Here is a 20,293-nt window from a genome sequence, read left to right as displayed (position 1 = left end):
TTGAAAGGATTTTTCAGAGGCGCGCTTGTGGCCGCCGCGGTTCTGGCCAGTTCGCTGTCCTCGGCAGCTGATCTGACCCTCATGTCCTGGAACACCATGAGGTTGGGACAAGGTGGAGAAAAGAGCTTCCCGGCTCTCGCCGAGGTAGCAGGAAAGGCAGACCTGGTCGCCGTCCAAGAGGTCATGAACGAGGAGGGGCTTTCGAGATTGGAGGCCGAACTCGAGAAACGAACTGGGGAGCAGTGGTCGTCACTGGCCAGCCATGCGGTTGGCTCTCGCTCTTACAAAGAGCTGTACGGTTTCCTGATGCGAGACAGTGCGGTGGCCTATGAAGACGGAGCGGTGGTCTACATGGATCGCAAAGATCGATTCATTCGGGAGCCATTTTCTGCCCGATTCAAGTCGAAAAGAGACGGGGCCATTTTTGCCGTAGCCAGCATCCATGTGCTCTACGGGAAAGGCCCACAAGACCGTGAGCCGGAGATTCGTGAACTCGAGAGCTACTGGACCTGGCTGGAAAGCATCTATCCAGACACACCACTGATGCTGGTAGGTGATTTCAATACGCCTCCCAAAGATGAAGCATTCTCCGGACTATCGCAGCACGCAGCCCCCCTAATCACAAAGGGGGCAACGACGCTTTCCGCGCGCGATGGACTCTACTCCAGCTTGTACGACAATATTTGGATTTCCAGGAAGCTCCACCTGAAGCTGACAGCTGCAGGGATTATGGACTACCCCCGAATGATCGGTTGGAGCAATGAGAAAAGCCGAAAGCACGTGAGCGATCACGCACCTGTGTTCGTCACACTCGGCAACGCGAAGCTTCCCCAGGGAGTTGTGATGGTGCGACCGGATGCTGCTAGGAACCGAGTAGCGGGGGATGCAACGAAGCAGATATTCGCAGCCCAATCTCAGAAGGGATCTGCAACTATCGCCTCCAACGTCAGCGCTGGTGCCGGCGCTGTCCGAGGGAATGCAAATTCCCACATCTTCCACCTGCCTGGCTGCCCAAGCTACGACAAAGTGTCGCCTAAAAACCGAGTCGAGTTCAGCGGTCCCCAGGAAGCAGAAGCCGCAGGTTACCGGTTGGCTGGGAACTGCCGCTGATGCTGATGCCCTGAAGTTCGCGAGTGGGCATGGTGCCACAAGCGAATCCAAGGGATGGTAGCCAGGGACATCAAAATGACTTGGGCAGCGGAAGCTGCCCTTTTTTCCGGAGCGAACAGGAGCCAAAACATGCCCATGCTTGCCCCTTGGAGTGACCACGAGCAACCTGATGGAAGCATTCAGGTTCGCTTCAACGATCAGCACCGGTTTACCCTTAACTGGGTTCAGGAGCGGGGCCAGTGGGAATTGCGCCGGACTGGCCAAGATGAAGTGATCGAGACGGACCAATATCGCAATGATCTCTTCTCCGCCATCCAATCGGGCCGTATCACCTGAGCGGCGCATCGAAGGTAATCCTGCCCTGATCCACAGGTGTGGGCTTATGCATTCAGCACAGTGATATTGCGGCCTGAGCAGATGATCAGGCCCTGTTCCTCGAGCAGCTTCAGCACTCGCCCCGCCGTTTCACGAGAGCAGCTCGCCAACCGACCGAGATCCTGTCGGGTGATTGGAATGACAGTCCCCTCGCTGGCCTTTACTGCAAAGCTCGCATGCACCAGGTCTTGGATCACGCTCACGATGCGGCCGGTTATATCGAGGAAAGCAAGATCCCCCACTTTTCGAGTTGCCGCGCTCAGCCTCTCATTCAGCTGACTACAAACGTCCATCAGCATCTCAGGTGTAGTGAGGACCATCTGCTGGAAATCAGCACCGGACATGAAGGCGACTTGGCATTGTGAGCGGGCCTGTACGCTCACTAGATGGCCATCAACCACAACCGGGAAAGGCAGGTCACCAAAGTAGTCGCCTGGTTTGAGTAGTCCCAAAATCATCTCGCGACCATCGTTCTCGATCACCAATTGCGCACTGCCTTTGACCAAAAGGTGAGAACCCGCTTCGGGGTGGCCGGGTTGGAGGATATAGGACTTAGCCTTGAAGCTTCGAGACTGCGACTTCGACACAAAGAGTCGAGCATGGCTGTTCAGGGACGAGGGGGTGGACAACATGTCCGTCTCCGTTGGCTCAATCAGACACACACGATAGAGCCCTTCAATGGGAAGCGTTAGCCAAGTCGGTCCTCTGTAATTCCGGCCTCACATTCAGGATTTCACCAGGTCGGTTTGAGTGGAGTCCATCAAGTAGGAACGGCACCATTTTCTCGACCCGCCTATAAAGCGATTAGCACTACAGCTTCGAGGATGATCCCTTGCCGTCCCAGTATTCACACAACACAGACGATCTCACACCGGTCGACGCATTGCCCGGATGGAAAAAGACACTGGGTGGGGTACTGGCTCTTGGCATGGACCTGCTCAACGCTCGGCACGACTCCTCTTGGGATGAGGGCTATCGAGCAGGTGAAGCGTATGGCAGTGAACAGAAAGCCAAATCCCAAAGCCAATCCCAAGCGGAGAGCACTACCACCGGACCGCTTGAGATTCGCGACCTAAGAGAGCGTTCCATTACTGCTCCGCGAATTGACCAGGTACTCATAGATGACGACAGGCTGGTCGTTTCCACAGGCCTTTTGGAGACAATGCAGCGAGATGCTGCATCCCTCCTGCCGGCGGATCTGCAGCCGACACCCGGGCAGTGGAAAGCCATCGCTACCAGTTCACGAGCTCTGTTGGTGTCCGGCCAGGGCGGTACCGGGAAATCGTTCACCTTGGCGATGCGGGCGCTCTATCTGCACAAGTACCTGATGCAGCCACTTTCCTCGATCAGGGTTGTTGTGGATTGCAAAGAGGTGAAAGAGGAATTCGCTAAACGACTCCATTGGCTATTTCGGCGATGGAGCATCGAATGCTCGGAAGCAGATATTCAGGGATGCATCACTACTCCAGCAGCTGCAGCCCTGGAACTTGTGAACTCCCTTGTAGGTTGGGAGAACGTACGGCCATTTGAAGTGAGGGTAAATTCCGATGTCTTCGAAATCAGGCCATTCGACACCAGGCTGTCATCGGCCCAGACCTCTCTCCTTCGGACCACGCATAGCAAGCTCTATCGCAGTAATCCCCGATATGCCGAACTGGTTGTGGGGTTGTTTCGCCAGTCCATGCTCTTGGAGCCGTTGGAAGTTGATCACCCCGACGTGGTTAAGCGTGCAGCGATAGGGTGGAAGTTGAGCCAGCACGATCAAGACCTTTGCGAGAAAGTCGAGTCGTTATGGAAGGGAGCTGGTGCTTGGCCCTTGGACGGGATAAAGCCCGGCCGTCACAAGGTGGTGGTACGCGGCTGCGAATTCAGTCTTCATGGCTTCGTCCCGCGGCTAGATGCTTTTGTTCTGCTTGGTTTCGATCGCACCGAGGACCGTTATCTGACCCGTGGGCCGGGAATCAAGCTCGAGGTATACAAGGAGTGTGAGATCAAGAAAACCCTACTCCAGGCCTACCTCGACAAGCCCGTGATCCATCTTGACAGCTATCAGGACGCCAAGCAGATGGTTGCGACGCTAAAAGCCTTGTCCACTACTGCTCCCGACTTCGGATACAGACTCCGCGGCGAACCAGCACATGTTCCACTGGTGGAAGCGTTCTACCAAGTAGCAACGCTGGTGGAGAACCTCGGGATGGGTGTCCCCCAGGCAGTAGGCAAACTCAACTTCCTTCAGAACGATCCGGATGCGCTGTTCTTCGAAGGTCTTGGGCACTTCTGGTTGGGTTTTGAAGGCGACCTGCTCGCGAACGACCCGCCCCTAATGACAATCAATCGTCTCCTGGACCTTTTCTCTGAGCGGCACGGGGCGAACTTGAAGCGGCTTCCTGCGGCCGCGTTGAACCGATTCAGACATCTCCTGCTTGACGATGCACAGGATACGAGCGCCCCCACTGCAGACTTCCTACGGGGCATCCTTTCGGAGTTCAAACGTCGAGCGATCTCGCGCCGAGATTCCGATCTTCTGCCCTCAACATTCACTCTCGCCGGCGATCCCGTTCAGGCTTCATTCGCAACCCAGGGGAGCTCAAGCCAAGGGCTTCGCCATTTCGACACTGAATTCAGGGTTTCAAACCCTACGCGCGTAATCCTCCAGGATTGCTTCAGAGGGCACCAGCACCTCATCGATGCAGCGTTTAGCGTGGTGCGGAATCAGGTGGACGTCGGTAGGCAGTCAACTGCCCTAATCGCTCCAACCAAACAGCCACCTGTGGAAATTCATAGCTTCGACTCTCATGTCCTCAGCCGGCTACTGCAGGAGGCCGTAGAAGGAGGAGGTGATGTGTTGGTCTTGGTGGACTCAATTGCGTCGTACCAGATGGCAGAAACCGCAGTGGCCTACCTGGTGGGCCAGATCGATGGAGCAAGAGATAAGGGCAAGATCAAGATCCGACCTTTCCAACGTGCTCGGCCTGCGGTGGCAGAAACGGTCATCCTCGCGGGTAACTTCACCACTCGACCTCGATCCGACTTTCGCAATCAACTATTCAACCTGGCGGGGAGGTGGGCCGAAAGCGGAACGAACCACTACGACACGCTACTGGATCAAGAGAATCAACGTTTGGTGCACACAGGTATCACCAGGGCACGGACTCGTTGCTACTGGCTGGTCCCCTCTGTCGACTCCAGCGCCCCAGAATCCGCAGTTGGGGTGTCACCTGCTTTGAGCAACGTCATAGTCGACAAACGCTAAGCGAAAGCTATGTTTCAACTCAAAGGGGTAAGTTCCCCTTGAGCAGCTGGCGAGCTTCCGTCAGGTGGTCTCGGCAGTCCGCTGCGCGCAGTTTTAAGGCTATTTGCATCAGCGGCTTGCCAACCAGACCACAGAGGATGAACGCCGATGAAATACTCCGACCTTATCGATCTCCCCAAGCCTGGCACCTACAACATTGGGCTGGTCTCCGCGAAAAACTCGGACATGCTCAAATACTTCGGACATCCCGTCCTCGATGGGAAGTATGACTCCAAGGGGAAATGCATGAGCCCGAATGACCCAGAATTCCAGAAGAGGGTTGCCTCACGGAAGGTTGGGCCGTTTAGGGCAACAGGGCTTCTGCCGGCCTTGGATTCGTTGAAGTCCATCTTCGAGCGGGTGGAGCGGGAGGTGCCAGACCTATATCCCTTACTCAGGAACAACGGCATGCTTTGTTCTCGCTACACCAGGATCAAGGGAAAAATTGGTCCGGGGATCTCGAACCACTCGTGGGGAACAGCCCTGGACATGTTCATCGAAGGGGATACGGAGAAGCAGGGAGACAACAAGGTTCAGCGTGGGCTCCTGATCCTGGCCAACTACTTCAACGCGGCCGGCTGGTATTGGGGAGCTGCATTCCCTACAGAAGATGGGATGCATTTCGAGGTGTCCAGAGGCCTGCTCACCCAATGGAAAAAGGATGGACTGATCTGACTTTCAGTTGGGGCACCAGTCGTTAGAATCTTGGCCTATGACCCAGCGGGCCTCGCCGGAAGCGGTAAACGAGGCCTGCCTCTCAACCCTCATATGGGCCAAGTAATGCCTTCGAATCTTCCCGTTGTCGCAGTGAAACGTCACTGCAATCCGTTCAAGTCCGATGCTCCATGGGGTGTAACTGTTCGTCAAAAGGACGTTCGACAAGCCTTGATCGAGCGCCGACTTGTAGGCACTCCAGACTCTGATGATCATGCAGGGCGCATCGCTTTTCTCGTGGAGAACCCCGCCAAAGACCCGATCCTGATCGATGTCGGCTGTCCTTCTCTAGGTTATTGGGGGCCGAATTGGATGGTGACCGACGGGAACCATCGTTTAGCAGCGGCCATCTTCCGCGGTGACTCGACAATTCCAGCCCTTGTCGATGGGGAGCTTGAGCACGCCTTCGAGCTTTTCGGTGTGGACTGCGAGGAGCACTACCCAGCCCAGGCCACCTGCTAGTCAAATAGAGAACCGGAACCGCGAATTAATACGGCCGCGCGCCTGCACACCTGGTGGCCGAGAAGGAGACACCATGACCGACATCATTCCTTTCCCTTCCATGCCCAGGCTGCACAACAACAAGGTGCAGCAGAACCAGGCAGAGCGAAAGAAATTGGCGGATTGGTTCCGCGCGTTGGCCCAGCATATTGAAGGAAACGAAATTGAGCGTGAGCCTCTTGCTGCCACGGTAGTCCTGTCCAGTGCCGCTGGCGACGAAGTTTTAACCGTCGGCTATGACGGTAATCCGCAGGTTTGCCGACGGCAGGCCGGATCTGCAGCGCATCGTTTCACCAACCTCGGCGGTTATACCCGCAGAGGTGGAAATTTCTTCGACCGGCTCAAATAGCTAGAGCAAAATCAGGCCATCAACCGAAACTCTCACGCCCTCTTCGACTGGAACAGTCCAGACCTCCCGGTAAGCTGGCGCAAAACCTTTCGAAGAGGTGTCTATGAGCCCGATCCGCACTTGTTCCCCAATTGCCAAGAGAACAACCGAGACCTTTGTTGACCACGTCAACATTGGCGGCGAGCGTCAGAGAGTTGAATTTCAGCGGGAGGTTATCTGGCTCCAGGAGTCTGAGACGCAGCTCCTGTACGTTCACGGAGGCAAGATCCTCACTAAGGGGCCGTGTCACAACGACTACTACGGGTACCTCACCTCTCTCAATCCGCAAGAGCTTGGCGCTCTGAACCTTGCAGATCACTTCAGCGTTGATCAGCAAAGCACCCTGGATATCCAGCTGGTCACTACCGTTTTCCTGATACCTGTGCACGAGTCGAATGAGAACAAGGAGCACAACAGGACGAAACCTGCGGACTATCGGGATCACTACAGCTACATTCCAGATGGCTGGCGCTATGAGCGGCAGAGTGACGGGCACACGATCTACCCTCAGCCGGAGCGCGAAGAATTGGGTAAGGAGATCGTCTGGTCGACGCAGTGGAGTGAAGAGGAAAACCTGCGGAAGCTGGAGGACTTTAAGCGCCGCTGGGCCTTTTCCGTGGGCCAGGTGAGTAGCTAGTCCAGCTTGTCCAACTCCTTGGTACGTTCATCAATGACTTTCTGGGCGGAGGAGAGGAGGGCTTCAGGATCAGCCCCTTCCTTCATCGCTTCGATTACCAATATCTGCATCTGATGCCGAGAGCGCCTGTTCAAGCGGAAATTGGTCTCAAAATCCAGGGCAGCCATGACCGTAGTCATTATGGCTGCTCCACCCGCAAGAATGGCTGATAAGTCAGATCCTAGCCCCTCAGGGACGAATGACAGCTTTGCAACGATGGCAGCGGATGCGGATAGGACTGCTGAAAGGATCAGCAGCAGTCTGTATCCGATCTTCCATCGTATAGCTGAACACCGGTACCGAGATTCCTGTTTCTCGAGGACCGCCACGACCTGAGTCATCCGTTCTGCATCCATTTCAGAGCGACCTTTACGGTGGACTTGCCCAGAGTGTAGCCAGCGTTTGCCATATCTAGTGGCAAAGTGACTTGTCTTTTGGCCAGCTCTTGCCGATACCCTCCAGTAGAATGCCCCCGCCCGGTTGATACGCGCCGAGCCCCCGTTATCGTCCCTTCCACCATAAACACAGCTGACCGCTCGTTCTGCACGGGCGCGGCCTCCATGAGGACACACATCTTGATCTGGTTTCTTGAGGGACAATCCAGCCAGCGCGACATTCTTCTAGGAGCGCGTGAGGCCCTACCACCGGAGGTAAAGATTTTTGCCTCCCATCGCCAAGAAAGGCCTGAAATCACCGGTCACGCCGACGTGAGCTTCATTGAGCCGAAGGACAACCAAGAACGAATCGACTGGGTAATCGAGACAGCCTTGACCCATAAGATCAAAGTTATCCTGGCCGGCCGAGTGGGGAGTGTTTTCGAGGCCCAGCGTCGCCGATTCGAGGCTGCAGGGCTGGTGCTGGTTACCGGTGGTTCGACCATGAGCACGTTCGAGCTGGTAGACGACAAAAGCAAGTTCACTGCTGAAGCAGAGCGCGCTGGACTTGCCTGTGTCCCCGCGATTACGGCAACCAACGCCGAGGAACTCATCGACGCCTACGAAACCCTTCGCGCTCACGGAGACGTTTGTGTGAAGCCGGCTGTGGGCATTTACGGCCAAGGATTCTGGCGATTCAAGTCTGAAGCGGACCCGTTCCGTTGCTTCGCCAACCCCGACTCTCGGGAAGTCCAGTTCGAAACTTACCTGCAAGCCTATCGCGCCGGCGGGGAGCGTCCCGCCATGCTGGTGATGCCGTACATGGCGGGGAGCGAGTGCTCGATCGACATGGTTTGCGAGTCCGGCCGTCCGGTGGCATACGTTGGACGCCGGAAGCAGGGCCTTCACCAGACATTCGAGAACGATTCGCCAGCGGTTGAACTCGCACTGAAAGCCGCTGCTCACTTTCAGTGCGATGGACTGGTCAACGTCCAGACGCGGGATGATGCAGATGGTGTCCCGCATCTCCTCGAGATCAATCCGCGGTACTCGGGCGGCATCGGTTACACCCGGCATACGGGAATCAACCTGCCAGGTATCTTCGCCACCAGAAGGCTCGGACTGCCCGAGCCGGTGAGTCAGTGGATACCAAATATCAGGGTGAAAGCCATTACCGTTGCGGTGCCAGTGGCGACCTGATATGTAATCAAGCCTCAAGTTTGATACTATTTTGCCGCTTTTTATAAGGTACGGGACTCAAGGAGCGAAGCAGGGATGATGGTGCTGGCGCCTGGCGCAAACACCGCTTTGGGAGCTGCGCAATGCTCCTGGACGCTGGAGTGCGGAAATTCCTCGGCATTCGGGGAATACGCAGCTGTTGCTCTGCTTCCACTAGACGATAAACGTCACCCCCAAGGGGAGGCAGCACTGTTCCAGGTCACCCAGCCCTGGATGCAGTGGAGTGGCGCGCAGGAGAAAGTCAGCTGCAGCTTGAATCTCGCCCAACTGCCGACCGGCGCCGACCGTCTGCTCCTGGTGGTTTACACCTTCTCGGCAATGGGACCAGTCAGCGAACTCCGGTCCCTTCGCCTGCAAGTCGACTCTCAGATCGAAGTCAGCTTGGACCTATCCGACAATGGCGAATCAGCCATCATCGTCGGCGAGTTCTACTGCCGCAATCAACAGTGGAAATTCCGCGCTCTCGCTGAAGGGTCGGCATACGGTCTCTCAGCGCTTGGACGTCGGATCGGGCTGAATATCGACGATGCCCATCCTCATCGCCGCTTCGGTTCCTCAGATCAGAACCGATCGGCAGCCGGCGCGACCGGTACCGGCTTTGCTGTGACATCCACTCATATTCTCACGTGTGCGCATGTGATCGAGGGCATGCAAGAGATCCACATTGCTTCGTTCGAGGGTCGGCATCGTGCCGAGGCCGTAGTTGTTGACCAGCGGAATGATCTGGCGCTCCTCCGGGTGCAAGGTGCACCTGCCTTCAAACCAGTGGCTTTCCGCGATGGTATTGGCTGTGACCTGGGGGAAACAGTAGTTGCCCTCGGGTACCCACTCGCTGGGCTGGCCGGTGGAGGAATACACGTTACTCAGGGGGGCGTATCTGCACTCTTTGGCCTACACAATGACGCCAGCCTGCTCCAGTTCACTGCTCCGATTCAGCCGGGATCAAGCGGAAGCCCTCTGTTCGATGGTTCTGGATCGGTTGTGGGGATGGTGACCTCCACTGTTCCTGATGCGCAGAACATGAACTTCGCAGTCAAGGCTGGACTTGCCCTGGCGTTTCTCGACGCCTGTGGTGTAGAGCCCAATCGTGCCCCGACAGGAATGACCTTCACGACATCCCAGATGGCCCGTGAAGCCCAACAATCGCTTTGGAAAATCGAGGCGCGGAATCCGTAAGCCCTATTCGGGTTGAAAGCAAGGGACAAGGCGTTAGGGTCACCCCTCGCGCCAATCAAGGAAGCAATCATGGAAAACAACGTAGTACCAACGTCCCTACGCGCCCAACTCAAGCGGGGGCTTCTTGAGGTCAAAGTCGACGACGCCGTCCTCCCTCCCGCTAACCTGTTCGGTTTTGCAGAGCGCCGGAATCCCAAGCGGGCATTCCTATTCGTTTCCAAAGTGCTGGGCCGCCATATACCAGTGCGCCCATCGGTCATGGCTGCCAGCTTCGAGAGCCTGGCTGCTGAAATCCCGCCTGATCTCCCTGGACCAGTGCTGGTCATTGGCATGGCCGAAACTGCCGTAGGCCTCGGTGCCGGGGTGCACCGCGCCTTCAGCGCAACTCGCCCTGACAGCATGTACCTCATCAGCACTCGCCATCCCCTCGGCACCGAGCTCTTCGCTCGTTTCGAGGAAGAACACAGTCACGCCAGCGCCCACCTGATCCACATGCCCGTCGACCCAGAAATCCGGGAAATGATGCTCCAGGCTCGATCGCTGGTACTGGTGGACGATGAGGCTTCCACCGGGAAGACCTTCGTCAACTTGCATCGCGCCCTGGTAGATGCAGGCCTGAGCAAGATCGAGCGTGTCGTCACGTGCGTCCTCACGGACTGGTCTGCTGGCGCTGTGCGCCATGCCATCGGCGAGCAGGCGACAGCGGTGTCGCTGATGCAGGGCTCCTATCAGTTCCATGAAGACCAGGCAGCGCCGCTGCCCGAAATGCCAGACGTAGGGGCCGTATCCATCGGGGAGTGGCCACTTTCGGCAGATAAAGACTGGGGCCGCCTGGGCGTCCGTCATGTGGAAGACACGCTTGCTCCCGAGATCCAGGTCCAACCCGGCGAAAAGATCATCGTGTTGGGTACCAGTGAGTTCGTCTGGCGTCCCTTCCTGCTGGCCGAGCGGCTGGAGCGTGCAGGCGCTGATGTTCACTTCAGTTCCACCAGTCGCTCTCCAATCGCCTTGGGCCACTCCATTCAGCATGCCCTGTCGTTCTCTGACAACTACGGTCTTGGCATCCCGAACTTCCTCTACAACGTGAAGCCGGGGCAGTTTGACCGAGTTCTGATCTGCACCGAAACCCCCGCGCAGGCAGTCCCTGCAGAGCTGGTTACGGCCCTGAGTGCGGAGGTGATTTTCGATGAGCAGTAATCGTCCCCTGGTATTCGTCGACCTCGACGACACCTTGTTCCAGACCGCTCGCAAGATGGTCGAAGGTACGCCGCGCACTACCGCGACGCTGGATGTACACGGCCAACCCAATGGGTACATGAATCCGGTCCAGCACTCCTTCGTCAACTGGCTGCTGGCTTCGGCCGATGTAGTGCCTGTCACCGCGCGCAGCGTAGAGGCTTACAGCCGCGTTAAGCTCCCCTTCACCGAGGGGGCTATCTGCTCGCATGGGGGTGTAATGCTCCGGCCTGATGGCACACTGGATCAGGACTGGCATGGACAGATGGCCGAGTCCCTTTGGACCTTCCAAGATCGACTGCCGGCGTTGAGCGAAGCAACCCTGCAGATCGGGAAGGACATGGGTTATTCGCTCCGCGGTTGGGTTGTGGAAGAAGAGGGCCTGCGCCACTACGTGGTGACCAAACACAATGAATCCGATGACGCTGTCCTCTCCAAGGTCCTGAACGAGGTTCAGGCTCGAGGCATGCTGGAAGGCATGCACATCCATGCCAACGGCAACAACCTCGCTTTCCTGCCCAAGGGGCTGGCTAAGCGCCTGGCCGTTCAAGAATGGCTGCGCCGTGACGCCAAAATCAACGGCGAACGCCCGGTCCTCGGCTTCGGCGACAGCATCACTGACCTGGGATTCATGGACCTTTGCCACATGTGGGCTACACCCGCTCGCAGCCAATTGGCCAAGGCCGTGGAGGAGATGATCAATGAGTAATCTCCTCGCAACCCTGAACACCGTCGGCAGCGGTAGCTACGCGCCGGAAGACGTCCATTTCCTTCTGCAGTCGGTGGAAATGAATGTCACCGATGTCGAGGAGAAGGAGCGCCTGATTCAAAGCAATCAGAAGCACTATTCGGAGATGATCAGCCAAGAACACGCGCCTACCGACGTGCACAAGTCCCTGTACGCCCGTGCGCTTGTGCAGAACGGGGCGCGCATGGCTGAAGATGTTCAATCTCTGGCTTTGGCGTTGAATGCCGCCTACACCGGCTCCAGCATCGCCCTGGTTTCCTTCGTGCGCGCCGGTCTTCCACTTGGCGTCCTGCTCCGTCGGGCACTGGTCGAGATGGGCCGTGACGCCCACCATTATGGCGTAAGCATTATCCGTGATCGCGGGATCGATACGGTGGCCCTCCAAGCGATCATCCAGTTGCACGGTGCGGAGAACATCGTCTTCGTGGATGGCTGGACCGGCAAGGGAGCAATTTCTGGCGAGCTCAAGCGGACGCTGGGAGCCGACAAGCGTTTCCCGGAAGAACCACGTCTCGTTGTACTTGCCGACCCCTGCGGCCGCGCATGGCTCGCTGCCTCCGCAGAGGACTGGGTAATCCCGTCCGGAATCCTGGGCGCAACCGTTTCAGGCTTGGTATCTCGATCCATCTGGCCGACTCAAGGAGGGCTTCATGGTTGCGTGGTTTACGACCACCTGCATGAACACGACGTTACACGTGAGTTCATCGACAAGATCGAGGCTGAGCGCCAAGCGCTGAACAGTGTTCAAACTGCATCGCCCTGGACGCACGAGCAGCGCCTGAAGCTCCAGGCCGCAGCTGAAAACGTGGTCACCTCCCTCGCTACCCGCTTCGGCATCAGCAACCTGAACCGCGTAAAACCGGGTATTGCCGAGGCAACCCGAGCAGTCCTGCGCCGAGTGCCCGATCACGTGCTGGTCCGGGATCGTAACGACGGCGACGTGCAACTCCTGCTGCATCTCACTGAGCGCGCTGGGGTAACGGTGGAGGAGGCCGGCGAGGCACTGGGGCCGTACCGTGCGGTAACCATCATCCGGAGTACGAACTGATGAAGGCGATTTCTCCATTCGCTCTCGGGGCGACTCTGTACATGCCGGCAACTCGCGATGACATCCTGGATGTCGTGTTCGGGATGAAGATTCCTGAGCTTCGCTCACTGGTGGTATGCCTGGAAGACGCAGTGGCGGCGATCGACGTCGAAAGTGCGCTCGCAAATCTGCAGGCGCTCCTCATGGGCATCGACGCCCGTGGCGGCCGCCCGGAACAGGGGCCGTTGCTATTCGTCCGTCCTCGCGATGCAGAGATGGCAGCAGTGCTGAACGAATGGCCGCTGATGAAGCACGTCAACGGGTTCGTCGTTCCCAAGCTAACGCTGAAGTCTCTTGCTTTCTGGGAGGCCGCGGTCAGCAACCCTAATCTCTATCTCATGCCAACTCTGGAAACGAGCGATGTTTACGATCCGGGTGCCATGGTGGAGCTCGGTCAGGCTCTGAAAGCCAACCTGAACCAACGCATCATCGCCCTCCGGATTGGCGGGAACGACCTAATGGGCTGCCTCGGCCTGCGCCGGAACCCTGCCACCACGCTCTACAACACACCGATGAGCTACGTGATTCCCATGCTCGCCGGCGTAATGGGAGCACAGGGCTTTGCCCTGACGGCCCCTGTATTCGAACAGCTGGCCACCCCCCATCTTCTTCGGGAGGAGTTGAAGCTCGATATCGCGCATGGCCTGGTAGGCAAGACGGCAATTCATCCAAGCCAGATCAGCATCATTCAGGACACGCTCCGCGTGAGCCTGGAGGACCTCAACTGCGCCAAGCTGATCGTCAACGATGTGGCCCCCGCCGTCTTCAAGCACAACGACGCAATGTGCGAGCCGGCTACTCATTACAAGTGGGCAGTAAACATCCTCGAGCGCGCCAAGTGGCACGGAGTGAAGCCCGCCGAAATGGGTAATGGCGAACTCAGTGTCCGCCTGGCCGAGGCTAACTGATGAGCATCGAAATGCTGGAGGCAGGGCCGAAAGGAGCGAAGGTGCTCTCGGTGTTTGACTTCGATGGAACCCTCACCCGGCACGACAGTTTCGTGCCGTTCCTTCGGTTTGCCTTCGGCACTCGTGAGTTCACCCTTCGTATCCTCAGGCTGGTGCTGCCCAGCCTGAGGTATCTCGGCAGGGGCATGTCGCGGGATGAGCTTAAGGCCCAGCTGGTGAGCACATTTCTCGCCGGCGTGGAAGCCAAATGGGTGGGCCAGAAAGCAGAAGATTTCTGCCAGTCGGTTTGGCCTAAGCTCATGCGCCCATCAGGGTTACGATCCGTCGCGGCCGAAATGGCGTCCGGAGCAGAGGTGACACTTTGCTCAGCCTCTCCGGCCCTGGTTTTGCGTCCATTCGCCGACCGGCTCGGTATCAAGCTCATCGGGACAGAATTGGAAGTGGTCGATGGCCGGCTGACCGGCAAGATCAGCGGAAACAATTGTCGCTGCGAGAACAAGGTACTCCGACTGGAAGCCATCTATGGTCCGCTGACCCAATACCGGTTGAGGGCCTGGGGCGATACTCGCGGCGATCATGAATTACTGGCTGCTGCGCAAGATGCGCATTGGCGTCATTTTCACCCCGTATGGCGGCGTTCCCGCCCGCGGTTTAGCAAAGCAGGGAGCCCGGGGAGTGTTCCTCCGCGTGCCTCCCACTCGAACTCTGAAGATCAACAAGGAGCGTAAACATGGCACTCACCCTGAGCAAAAATCAGAGCATCTCGCTGGAGAAAACTGCCGGCAGCGGACTGACCTCGGTCAGCCTGGGACTGGGTTGGGACCCGGTGAAGTCCGGTGGTTTCCTCTCCAAGCTCCTCGGGGGCGGCAGCGACTCGATCGACCTCGACGCCTCCTGCATTCTGCTGGACGGGAACATGAAGCCGGTGGACCTGGTTTGGTTCCGTCAGCTCAGTTCGAAGGACGGCTCCATCAAGCACTCCGGGGACAACCGCACCGGGGAAGGTGAGGGCGACGATGAAACCATCAACGTCGACCTGCAGCGCCTGCCGGCCACCGTCCACCACCTGGTATTTACTGTCAACTCGTTCACGGGGCAGAAATTCGACCAGGTAGAAAATGCATACTGCCGCATCGTGAACTCGTCCAAGAACCAAGAGCTGGCGCGCTTCAATCTCGCGGAGAAAGGCCAGCACACCGGTGTAGTGATGGCCAGCCTCAGCCGCAAGGGTAACGACTGGGACTTCAAGGCGATCGGCCAATCCACCAACGGCCGCACCGCGGATGACCTCGTCAACCTGGCCATTCAGGCGGTACGCGCATGACAACACTGGTACCTGGCGGTAATGCGCCGGTTGCCACCGGCCAACTGCGCGTGGACATCAGCTATACGCCGATCCCAGGCGCAGACCTTGATATCTCTGCGTTCGCCCTGACCAACACGGGGAAAGTCCGCGGCGATGGTGACATGTGCTTCTACGGCCAAACCAGCATTCTGAGCGGCGCAGTCCAGCTGACGGCCAGTTCGGCCGGTCGTGCTGAATTCGCAGTCGATCTCAGTCGTGTTGATCCTGCCGTGGAGAAAGTTGCGCTCACCGCGACCATATACGAGAACAAGGCAACCTTCGATCGCGTTTCGACGCTGGCGTTGGCCCTTACTGGAGGGATTGAAGCTCAGATCCCAACACGCGGGATGAACGAAACGGCGCTCATTCTTGGCGAGTTCTACCTGCGCCAGGGAGCGTGGAAGTTCCGCTGTGTCGCACAGGGCTTCGCGGGTGGCCTAGAGCCGCTGGCTAAGCATTTCGGTGTCGATATTGCAGCGCCGTCGGGGAATCCGGCCCAGAACACGGCGCAGCCGGCACCCGCTCCCGCGCCGGTACCGCCAGCCGCGCCGAAATCGACGATCAGCCTCAGCAAGGTGACCCTCGACAAGTCTCGCTCGAGCATCAGCCTGGAAAAAACGTCTGCTGGCTTCGGTGAGATTAAGGTCAACCTGAACTGGAACCAGGGCGGCACTGGCCTGCTTGGCGGCCTTCTTGGTTTACGCAATGCCATCGACCTGGACCTGGGTTGCCTGTTCGAAATGCAGGACGGCTACAAAGGTGCTGTACAGGCGCTCGGTCAGCGGTTCGGTGATCTGCGCGAAGAGCCGTACATCCAACTGATGGGGGATGACCGTACTGGCTCTGTCGCTGGTGGTGAATGGCTTCACATCAACGGGCAACACTGGAGCGAGGTTAAACGGATTCTGGTGTTCGCCTTCATCTACGACGGCGCTCCCAATTGGAAAGCAACCGACGGGGTGGTGACCATTTTCGTTCCCGGGCAACCGGAGATCGAGGTACGCATGAACGAGGAGGGAGGTCGCCACGGCATGTGTGCGATTGCTCTTCTTGAAAACGTGAATGGGGCCGTTAAGGTCTCTCGCCGAGTCGACTTCCATCCCGGGCACGAAGAGATGGATCGAGCCTACGGCTGGGGGATGCGCTGGAAAGCGGGCTCCAAGTAAAACTTATCCGGCGGGGCCCTAGTGCCCCGCTCATTGAGGGGGAACACATGCTCGAATGGCTGAAAACTAACGCGACGAAAGCTCGCGAAACACTGACTACCGAAGTCGCCAAGTTCAAAAATCGGACCTTCATGGAGGCAGTAGCCAATGCGTGCGCGCTGATCTCCGCGGCGGATGGTGAGATCAAATCCGAAGAGAAGATGAAGATGACCGGCTTCATCAACAACTCCCCGGAACTGAAGGTCTTCAACCTGAACGACGTGATCAAGGTCTTCAGCGATGCCTGCGGCAAGTTCGAGTTCGACTTCCAGATTGGCCAAGCCGAAGCCCTGAAGGCGATCAGCAAGGTCAAAGGCAAGGACGGCGAAGCTCGCCTGCTGGTGCGTGTGGCCTGCGCCATCGGCGCTTCCGACGGTGACTTCGACGACAAAGAGAAAGCGGCCTGCCGCCTGATCTGCCTGGAGCTGGGCCTTAACCCGGCAGACTTCGAACTGTAAGGAACTGAAACGTGGAAACGACTCACATTGGCTTCCCACCGCTGACCATGGCGGTATTTGTCGGCCTGGCGCTTGCCGCCCTGCTGCTGGACATGGTCACCCACCGCGATGACAAGCCGATCACTCTGGCGCGCGCCTCTATCTGGTCCGTGTTCTGGGTGGCGATTTCCCTGGCGTTCGCAGGTTTCCTCTACGTGCAACACGGCGCTGAAGTCGCCAGCCTGTTCGTTACCGGTTACGCCCTTGAGAAAGTGCTGTCGGTCGACAACCTGTTCGTCTTCATGGCCATCTTCGCCTGGTTCAAGGTGCCGGATGGTCTGCGCCACCGCGTTTTGTACTGGGGCATCATCGGTGCAATCGTTTTCCGTGGCGTGTTCGTAGCGATCGGTACCGGCCTGCTGGCCTTTGGTCCCTGGGTTGAGATCGTCTTCGCGCTGATCGTGGCTTGGACGGCGGTGATGATGCTCAAAGGTGGTGACGACGATGATGCTGAGGAGGATTACTCCCAACATCTCGCCTACCGATTCGCCAAAAAGCTCTTCCCTGTATGGCCGAAGCTGTACGGCCACAACTTCTTCGTGAGCCGTAAAAAGCTCGAAGTCGAAGTCCAGAAGACCGAGAACAAAGGCATGAGCCTGGCGGCGAAGGGCGGTCTGTTCGCCACCCCGCTGTTCCTCTGCCTGGTCGTAGTCGAGGTGTCTGACGTACTGTTCGCCTTCGACTCGGTACCGGCGGTAATCGCGGTGAGCCGTGAGCCCCTGATCGTCTACTCGGCAATGTTGTTCGCAATCCTGGGCCTGCGTACCCTCTACTTCGTCCTCGAAGCACTGAAGCGTTACCTGGTGCACCTCGAGAAAGCGGTCGTCGTGCTGCTGTTCTTCATCGCCGCCAAGCTCGGCCTGAACGCCACCGACCACCTGTTCCACCACGGCATCAGCATCGATCCGAACACCAGCCTGCTTATCGTCCTGGCAGTTCTGGCAGTCGGCATCCTGGCAAGCGTGATCTTCCCCGAAAAGGAAGAAGCGCAAGCCGAAAACCAGTAATCAGTAGCAACCACAAGGAGCTGTATACATGGCACTGTCTCTTCAAAAAGGTGGCAACCTCTCCCTGTCCAAAGAAGCACCTGGCCTGACCAAGATCCTGGTCGGTCTGGGCTGGGACCCGCGCTCCACCGATGGCACCCAGTTCGACCTCGACGCCAGCGCTTTCCTGCTGAACGCCACCGGCAAAGTCCGCGGCGATGCCGACTTCATCTTCTACAACCAGCTGAAGAGCCCGGACGGTTCCGTTGAGCACACCGGTGACAACCGCGACGGCGCCGGCGACGGTGACGACGAAGCGATCAAGGTCGACCTTAGCCGTGTGCCGGCCGACGTCGACAAGATCGCCTTCACCGTGACCATCCACGACGCTGAAAACCGTCGCCAGAACTTCGGCCAGGTCAGCAACTCCTTCATCCGCATCGTCAACGAGGCCAACGGCTCCGAGATCGTTCGCTACGATCTGGCCGAAGACGCTTCGACCGAAACCGCGATGATCTTCGCTGAGCTGTACCGTCACAACAGCGAATGGAAGTTCCGCGCCGTCGGCCAAGGCTACGCTGGTGGCCTGAAGGCCCTGGCCAATGGTTACGGTCTGACCGTCAACTGATCCCTCACCCCAACTGAATCAAGGAATCACACCATGGCAGTATCTCTCTCGAAGGGCGGCAACGTCAGCCTGTCTAAAGAAGCACCTGGCCTGAGCGAAGTCGTAGTAGGCCTGGGCTGGGACCCGCGCGTTACCGATGGCACCGAGTTCGACCTGGACGCCTCGATCTTCATCACCGGTGAAAACGGCAAAGTCCTGAACGACTCCAGCTTCATCTTCTACAACAACAAGAAGTCCACCGATGGTTCCGTCGAGCACCTGGGCGACAACCGTTCCGGCCAGGGCGATGGCGACGACGAGCAAGTGAACGTCAAGCTGACCGGCCTGGGCGCCGACGTGAAGAAGCTGGTCTTCGCCGTCACCATCCATGACGCCGAAGCTCGCAAGCAGTCCTTCGGTCAGGTGGGCAACGCCTACATCCGCGTCCTGAACAAGGCCGACGGCAAGGAAATCGCTCGCTACGACCTGTCCGAAGACGCCTCCACCGAGACCGCCATGATCTTCGGCGAGCTGTACCGTCACAACGACGAATTCAAGTTCAAGGCGATCGGCCAAGGTTTCGCCGGCGGCCTGAAGCCTCTGGCTGAAGCTCACGGCGTGAGTATCGGCTAAGCAGAAAGGCAGGAAAAAGCCCCGGCATGGCCGGGGCTTTTTCACATCTGTAGGAAGGGAACGAATGTCACGACCGGCAACTCTCCGGTTGCTGCGCCGTACAAGCTGTGTGTCTGGACAAGGAAAATCGCGAGATGAAACTCAGGTTGGTTTTAGCTGTAGGTGGCGTGCTGGGGTTGGTGGGCTGTGATGCTGTCACAGATTTCAAGCTGGGTATGGCGCAGCGGGAATTGCGCGAGGAATGCTTCGGTAGCTTCACGAATACCTGCGTGAGCAAGACCATCGACTTCAATATCAAGGTGCTTGAGTCAGTACCCCTTTCTGGGCCGGAAGACAAGAAGGGCATCATTGCGATGTTCGGAGACGAAGGGTGGGATCTCTGGAAGGAGTCCGAGGAAGAAGTGAAGGATCAGGTTATCGATATCCTCGAATCAAGACGCCCTGGATTCTTCTCCCGATGGTTCCTGGGTGACGCCCAGCCTTTCGATGAGAAAGGGGTCATGGAGCTTTTGCCGAGTGACCTGAAGCCGTTCCAGGATCGTGCCAAGGCAGTGTTTGTCAGCAAGCTGAAGGCAGCGGGGCTCAAACCTAATGCTGAAGCAGGTGCGAAATACAGCGATGAGAAAAAGCTCCCTCAACAGCAAGAGGCACCAGCTACCCTTGGCTCCGCCCAGCACTCCGATAGACCGATAAGTGAAGTGTCACCGCAATCTCAGCTTCAATCGCAACGCCTTCCCGCCGGCGGACATGCACTGACCTTGTCCGCAGCCATTGACAGTCTTGTCGCTGCCGAAGTTTCGGAAGACGGCGGAAGCGAGTACCAAGAAGGTCGCAAGGTTGTTCAAGTGGATCTCAATGGCGACGGAGCAGAGGATGCTGTTGTCCTGTTCACCATCGAAGGGCAGGGCGGTGGAAACGGCTCGTACCAAGCCCTGGCTGCCCTGTACAAGGAGCCGGACGGCTGGGCCCTCAAGCAGAAGCTTATCGTAGGTGGCGCAACAGACATCCAGGTCCTGGGCCAGAACATTTTCGGCTTGAAGGTCCTGACCCACGGCGATGACGATCCAATGTGCTGCCCGAGCCTCGAAAGCGTCGTTAGGTACAAATGGACAGGTACAGACTTCGCTGAATTGACCGCCGCTAGCCAGAGCGCTAGCTGAACCTTAATGGGGCATCGACTAATGCATTCGCTGTTC

23 protein-coding genes are annotated in these 20,293 nt (G+C 57.8%); 21 read left to right on the top strand and 2 right to left on the bottom strand.

The genetic code is table 11. The features are described 5' to 3' along the window. Together LU671_RS22425 and LU671_RS22420 are read left to right on the top strand one after the other, a co-directional pair. Window positions 1–1,110 carry an endonuclease/exonuclease/phosphatase family protein gene (locus LU671_RS22425; RefSeq protein ID WP_021018413.1) on the top strand — a complete coding sequence of 370 codons (1,110 nt, stop codon included), beginning with the start codon at window positions 1–3 and terminating at the stop codon, window positions 1,108–1,110. A 129-nt stretch (window positions 1,111–1,239) separates the two neighbouring features. Beyond that, a complete protein-coding gene (locus LU671_RS22420) occupies window positions 1,240–1,446 on the top strand; it encodes a hypothetical protein (RefSeq protein WP_010792520.1) in 207 nt (68 codons plus the stop codon). 44 nt (window positions 1,447–1,490) lie between these two features. Here the strand turns inward: LU671_RS22420 and LU671_RS22415 are convergent, their stop codons facing one another. After that, window positions 1,491–2,117 (bottom strand): cyclic nucleotide-binding domain-containing protein, encoded by a 627-nt coding sequence (locus LU671_RS22415; protein ID WP_010792519.1) that lies wholly within the window; start codon window positions 2,115–2,117, stop codon window positions 1,491–1,493. 296 nt (window positions 2,118–2,413) lie between these two features. Here LU671_RS22415 and LU671_RS22410 point away from each other — a divergent pair, with 296 nt between their 5' ends. The 5 genes from LU671_RS22410 (at window position 2,414) to LU671_RS22390 (ending at window position 7,017) form a co-directional block, all read left to right on the top strand. After that, entirely contained in the window at window positions 2,414–4,738 is a 2,325-nt protein-coding gene (locus LU671_RS22410) for a hypothetical protein (RefSeq protein WP_042931616.1), read from the top strand. A 147-nt stretch (window positions 4,739–4,885) separates the two neighbouring features. Beyond that, the gene (locus LU671_RS22405) at window positions 4,886–5,452 is read left to right on the top strand and encodes a M15 family metallopeptidase (RefSeq protein WP_010792517.1); all 567 of its coding nucleotides are present in this window, start codon (window positions 4,886–4,888) and stop codon (window positions 5,450–5,452) included. 105 nt (window positions 5,453–5,557) lie between these two features. Beyond that, a complete protein-coding gene (locus LU671_RS22400) occupies window positions 5,558–5,953 on the top strand; it encodes a hypothetical protein (protein WP_021018411.1) in 396 nt (131 codons plus the stop codon). A gap of 73 nt (window positions 5,954–6,026) precedes the next feature. After that, complete coding sequence (locus tag LU671_RS22395) at window positions 6,027–6,341, top strand: hypothetical protein (protein ID WP_021018410.1); 315 nt, start codon at window positions 6,027–6,029, stop codon at window positions 6,339–6,341. Window positions 6,342–6,444: 103 nt separating this feature from the next. Next, the gene (locus LU671_RS22390) at window positions 6,445–7,017 is read left to right on the top strand and encodes a hypothetical protein (RefSeq protein WP_010792515.1); all 573 of its coding nucleotides are present in this window, start codon (window positions 6,445–6,447) and stop codon (window positions 7,015–7,017) included. Here the strand turns inward: LU671_RS22390 and LU671_RS22385 are convergent. After that, entirely contained in the window at window positions 7,014–7,184 is a 171-nt protein-coding gene (locus tag LU671_RS22385; protein ID WP_172405618.1) for a hypothetical protein, read from the bottom strand. The two genes, LU671_RS22390 and LU671_RS22385, sit on opposite strands and share 4 nt — an antisense overlap. A 447-nt stretch (window positions 7,185–7,631) precedes the next feature. Between LU671_RS22385 and LU671_RS22380 the strand changes: the two genes are divergently transcribed. From LU671_RS22380 to LU671_RS22315, 14 genes are all read left to right on the top strand, one after another. Then, entirely contained in the window at window positions 7,632–8,630 is a 999-nt protein-coding gene (locus LU671_RS22380; RefSeq protein WP_021018409.1) for an ATP-grasp domain-containing protein, read from the top strand. Between the two features lie 75 nt (window positions 8,631–8,705). Further along, complete coding sequence (locus LU671_RS22375; RefSeq protein WP_010792512.1) at window positions 8,706–9,845, top strand: trypsin-like peptidase domain-containing protein; 1,140 nt, start codon at window positions 8,706–8,708, stop codon at window positions 9,843–9,845. Between the two features lie 69 nt (window positions 9,846–9,914). After that, window positions 9,915–11,042 carry a phosphoribosyltransferase domain-containing protein gene (locus LU671_RS22370; RefSeq protein WP_010792511.1) on the top strand — a complete coding sequence of 376 codons (1,128 nt, stop codon included), beginning with the start codon at window positions 9,915–9,917 and terminating at the stop codon, window positions 11,040–11,042. Next, window positions 11,032–11,790, top strand: coding sequence for a hypothetical protein (locus LU671_RS22365; protein WP_010792510.1), 759 nt, complete (start codon window positions 11,032–11,034; stop codon window positions 11,788–11,790). The genes LU671_RS22370 and LU671_RS22365 overlap by 11 nt, the downstream gene beginning before the upstream one ends. After that, entirely contained in the window at window positions 11,783–12,877 is a 1,095-nt protein-coding gene (locus tag LU671_RS22360; protein ID WP_010792509.1) for a cysteine protease StiP family protein, read from the top strand. Before LU671_RS22365 ends, LU671_RS22360 begins: the two co-directional genes overlap by 8 nt. Continuing rightward, window positions 12,877–13,824 (top strand): HpcH/HpaI aldolase/citrate lyase family protein, encoded by a 948-nt coding sequence (locus tag LU671_RS22355; protein WP_010792508.1) that lies wholly within the window; start codon window positions 12,877–12,879, stop codon window positions 13,822–13,824. Before LU671_RS22360 ends, LU671_RS22355 begins: the two co-directional genes overlap by 1 nt. Beyond that, entirely contained in the window at window positions 13,824–14,552 is a 729-nt protein-coding gene (locus tag LU671_RS22350; protein ID WP_010792507.1) for an HAD family hydrolase, read from the top strand. The genes LU671_RS22355 and LU671_RS22350 overlap by 1 nt, the downstream gene beginning before the upstream one ends. Window positions 14,553–14,554: 2 nt before the next feature. Beyond that, window positions 14,555–15,148 carry a TerD family protein gene (locus LU671_RS22345; protein WP_010792506.1) on the top strand — a complete coding sequence of 198 codons (594 nt, stop codon included), beginning with the start codon at window positions 14,555–14,557 and terminating at the stop codon, window positions 15,146–15,148. After that, window positions 15,145–16,335 (top strand): TerD family protein, encoded by a 1,191-nt coding sequence (locus LU671_RS22340; protein WP_044060627.1) that lies wholly within the window; start codon window positions 15,145–15,147, stop codon window positions 16,333–16,335. The genes LU671_RS22345 and LU671_RS22340 overlap by 4 nt, the downstream gene beginning before the upstream one ends. A 47-nt stretch (window positions 16,336–16,382) precedes the next feature. After that, complete coding sequence (locus LU671_RS22335; RefSeq protein WP_010792504.1) at window positions 16,383–16,832, top strand: tellurite resistance TerB family protein; 450 nt, start codon at window positions 16,383–16,385, stop codon at window positions 16,830–16,832. A gap of 11 nt (window positions 16,833–16,843) precedes the next feature. Further along, window positions 16,844–17,878: a TerC/Alx family metal homeostasis membrane protein gene (locus LU671_RS22330; protein WP_010792503.1), complete on the top strand. Its 1,035-nt coding sequence runs from the start codon at window positions 16,844–16,846 to the stop codon at window positions 17,876–17,878. A gap of 28 nt (window positions 17,879–17,906) precedes the next feature. Next, window positions 17,907–18,485 carry a TerD family protein gene (locus LU671_RS22325; protein ID WP_010792502.1) on the top strand — a complete coding sequence of 193 codons (579 nt, stop codon included), beginning with the start codon at window positions 17,907–17,909 and terminating at the stop codon, window positions 18,483–18,485. Between the two features lie 33 nt (window positions 18,486–18,518). Next, window positions 18,519–19,097, top strand: coding sequence for a TerD family protein (locus LU671_RS22320; protein WP_010792501.1), 579 nt, complete (start codon window positions 18,519–18,521; stop codon window positions 19,095–19,097). 134 nt (window positions 19,098–19,231) lie between these two features. After that, on the top strand, window positions 19,232–20,257 hold the full coding sequence (locus LU671_RS22315; protein ID WP_010792500.1) for a hypothetical protein: 1,026 nt from the start codon (window positions 19,232–19,234) through the stop codon (window positions 20,255–20,257). The last annotated feature ends 36 nt before the right edge of the window (window positions 20,258–20,293 follow it).

This window comes from Pseudomonas sp. NMI760_13, assembly GCF_021283245.1.
Classification (GTDB): domain Bacteria; phylum Pseudomonadota; class Gammaproteobacteria; order Pseudomonadales; family Pseudomonadaceae; genus Aquipseudomonas; species Aquipseudomonas peradeniyensis.
This window is presented reverse-complemented; position numbering and strand designations above follow the sequence as displayed.

What these genes read in the sequence shown, in the direction of transcription:
- LU671_RS22420 (WP_010792520.1), top strand. Translation starts at nt 1,240, where the DNA reads ATGCCCATGCTTGCCCCTTGGAGTGACCACGAGCAACCTGATGGAAGC.
- LU671_RS22415 (WP_010792519.1), bottom strand. Translation starts at nt 2,117, where the DNA reads ATGTTGTCCACCCCCTCGTCCCTGAACAGCCATGCTCGACTCTTTGTG.
- LU671_RS22410 (WP_042931616.1), top strand. Translation starts at nt 2,414, where the DNA reads ATGGACCTGCTCAACGCTCGGCACGACTCCTCTTGGGATGAGGGCTAT.
- LU671_RS22405 (WP_010792517.1), top strand. Translation starts at nt 4,886, where the DNA reads ATGAAATACTCCGACCTTATCGATCTCCCCAAGCCTGGCACCTACAAC.
- LU671_RS22400 (WP_021018411.1), top strand. Translation starts at nt 5,558, where the DNA reads ATGCCTTCGAATCTTCCCGTTGTCGCAGTGAAACGTCACTGCAATCCG.
- LU671_RS22395 (WP_021018410.1), top strand. Translation starts at nt 6,027, where the DNA reads ATGACCGACATCATTCCTTTCCCTTCCATGCCCAGGCTGCACAACAAC.
- LU671_RS22390 (WP_010792515.1), top strand. Translation starts at nt 6,445, where the DNA reads ATGAGCCCGATCCGCACTTGTTCCCCAATTGCCAAGAGAACAACCGAG.
- LU671_RS22385 (WP_172405618.1), bottom strand. Translation starts at nt 7,184, where the DNA reads ATGGCTGCCCTGGATTTTGAGACCAATTTCCGCTTGAACAGGCGCTCT.
- LU671_RS22375 (WP_010792512.1), top strand. Translation starts at nt 8,706, where the DNA reads ATGATGGTGCTGGCGCCTGGCGCAAACACCGCTTTGGGAGCTGCGCAA.
- LU671_RS22370 (WP_010792511.1), top strand. Translation starts at nt 9,915, where the DNA reads ATGGAAAACAACGTAGTACCAACGTCCCTACGCGCCCAACTCAAGCGG.
- LU671_RS22365 (WP_010792510.1), top strand. Translation starts at nt 11,032, where the DNA reads ATGAGCAGTAATCGTCCCCTGGTATTCGTCGACCTCGACGACACCTTG.
- LU671_RS22360 (WP_010792509.1), top strand. Translation starts at nt 11,783, where the DNA reads ATGAGTAATCTCCTCGCAACCCTGAACACCGTCGGCAGCGGTAGCTAC.
- LU671_RS22355 (WP_010792508.1), top strand. Translation starts at nt 12,877, where the DNA reads ATGAAGGCGATTTCTCCATTCGCTCTCGGGGCGACTCTGTACATGCCG.
- LU671_RS22350 (WP_010792507.1), top strand. Translation starts at nt 13,824, where the DNA reads ATGAGCATCGAAATGCTGGAGGCAGGGCCGAAAGGAGCGAAGGTGCTC.
- LU671_RS22345 (WP_010792506.1), top strand. Translation starts at nt 14,555, where the DNA reads ATGGCACTCACCCTGAGCAAAAATCAGAGCATCTCGCTGGAGAAAACT.
- LU671_RS22340 (WP_044060627.1), top strand. Translation starts at nt 15,145, where the DNA reads ATGACAACACTGGTACCTGGCGGTAATGCGCCGGTTGCCACCGGCCAA.
- LU671_RS22335 (WP_010792504.1), top strand. Translation starts at nt 16,383, where the DNA reads ATGCTCGAATGGCTGAAAACTAACGCGACGAAAGCTCGCGAAACACTG.
- LU671_RS22325 (WP_010792502.1), top strand. Translation starts at nt 17,907, where the DNA reads ATGGCACTGTCTCTTCAAAAAGGTGGCAACCTCTCCCTGTCCAAAGAA.
- LU671_RS22320 (WP_010792501.1), top strand. Translation starts at nt 18,519, where the DNA reads ATGGCAGTATCTCTCTCGAAGGGCGGCAACGTCAGCCTGTCTAAAGAA.
- LU671_RS22315 (WP_010792500.1), top strand. Translation starts at nt 19,232, where the DNA reads ATGAAACTCAGGTTGGTTTTAGCTGTAGGTGGCGTGCTGGGGTTGGTG.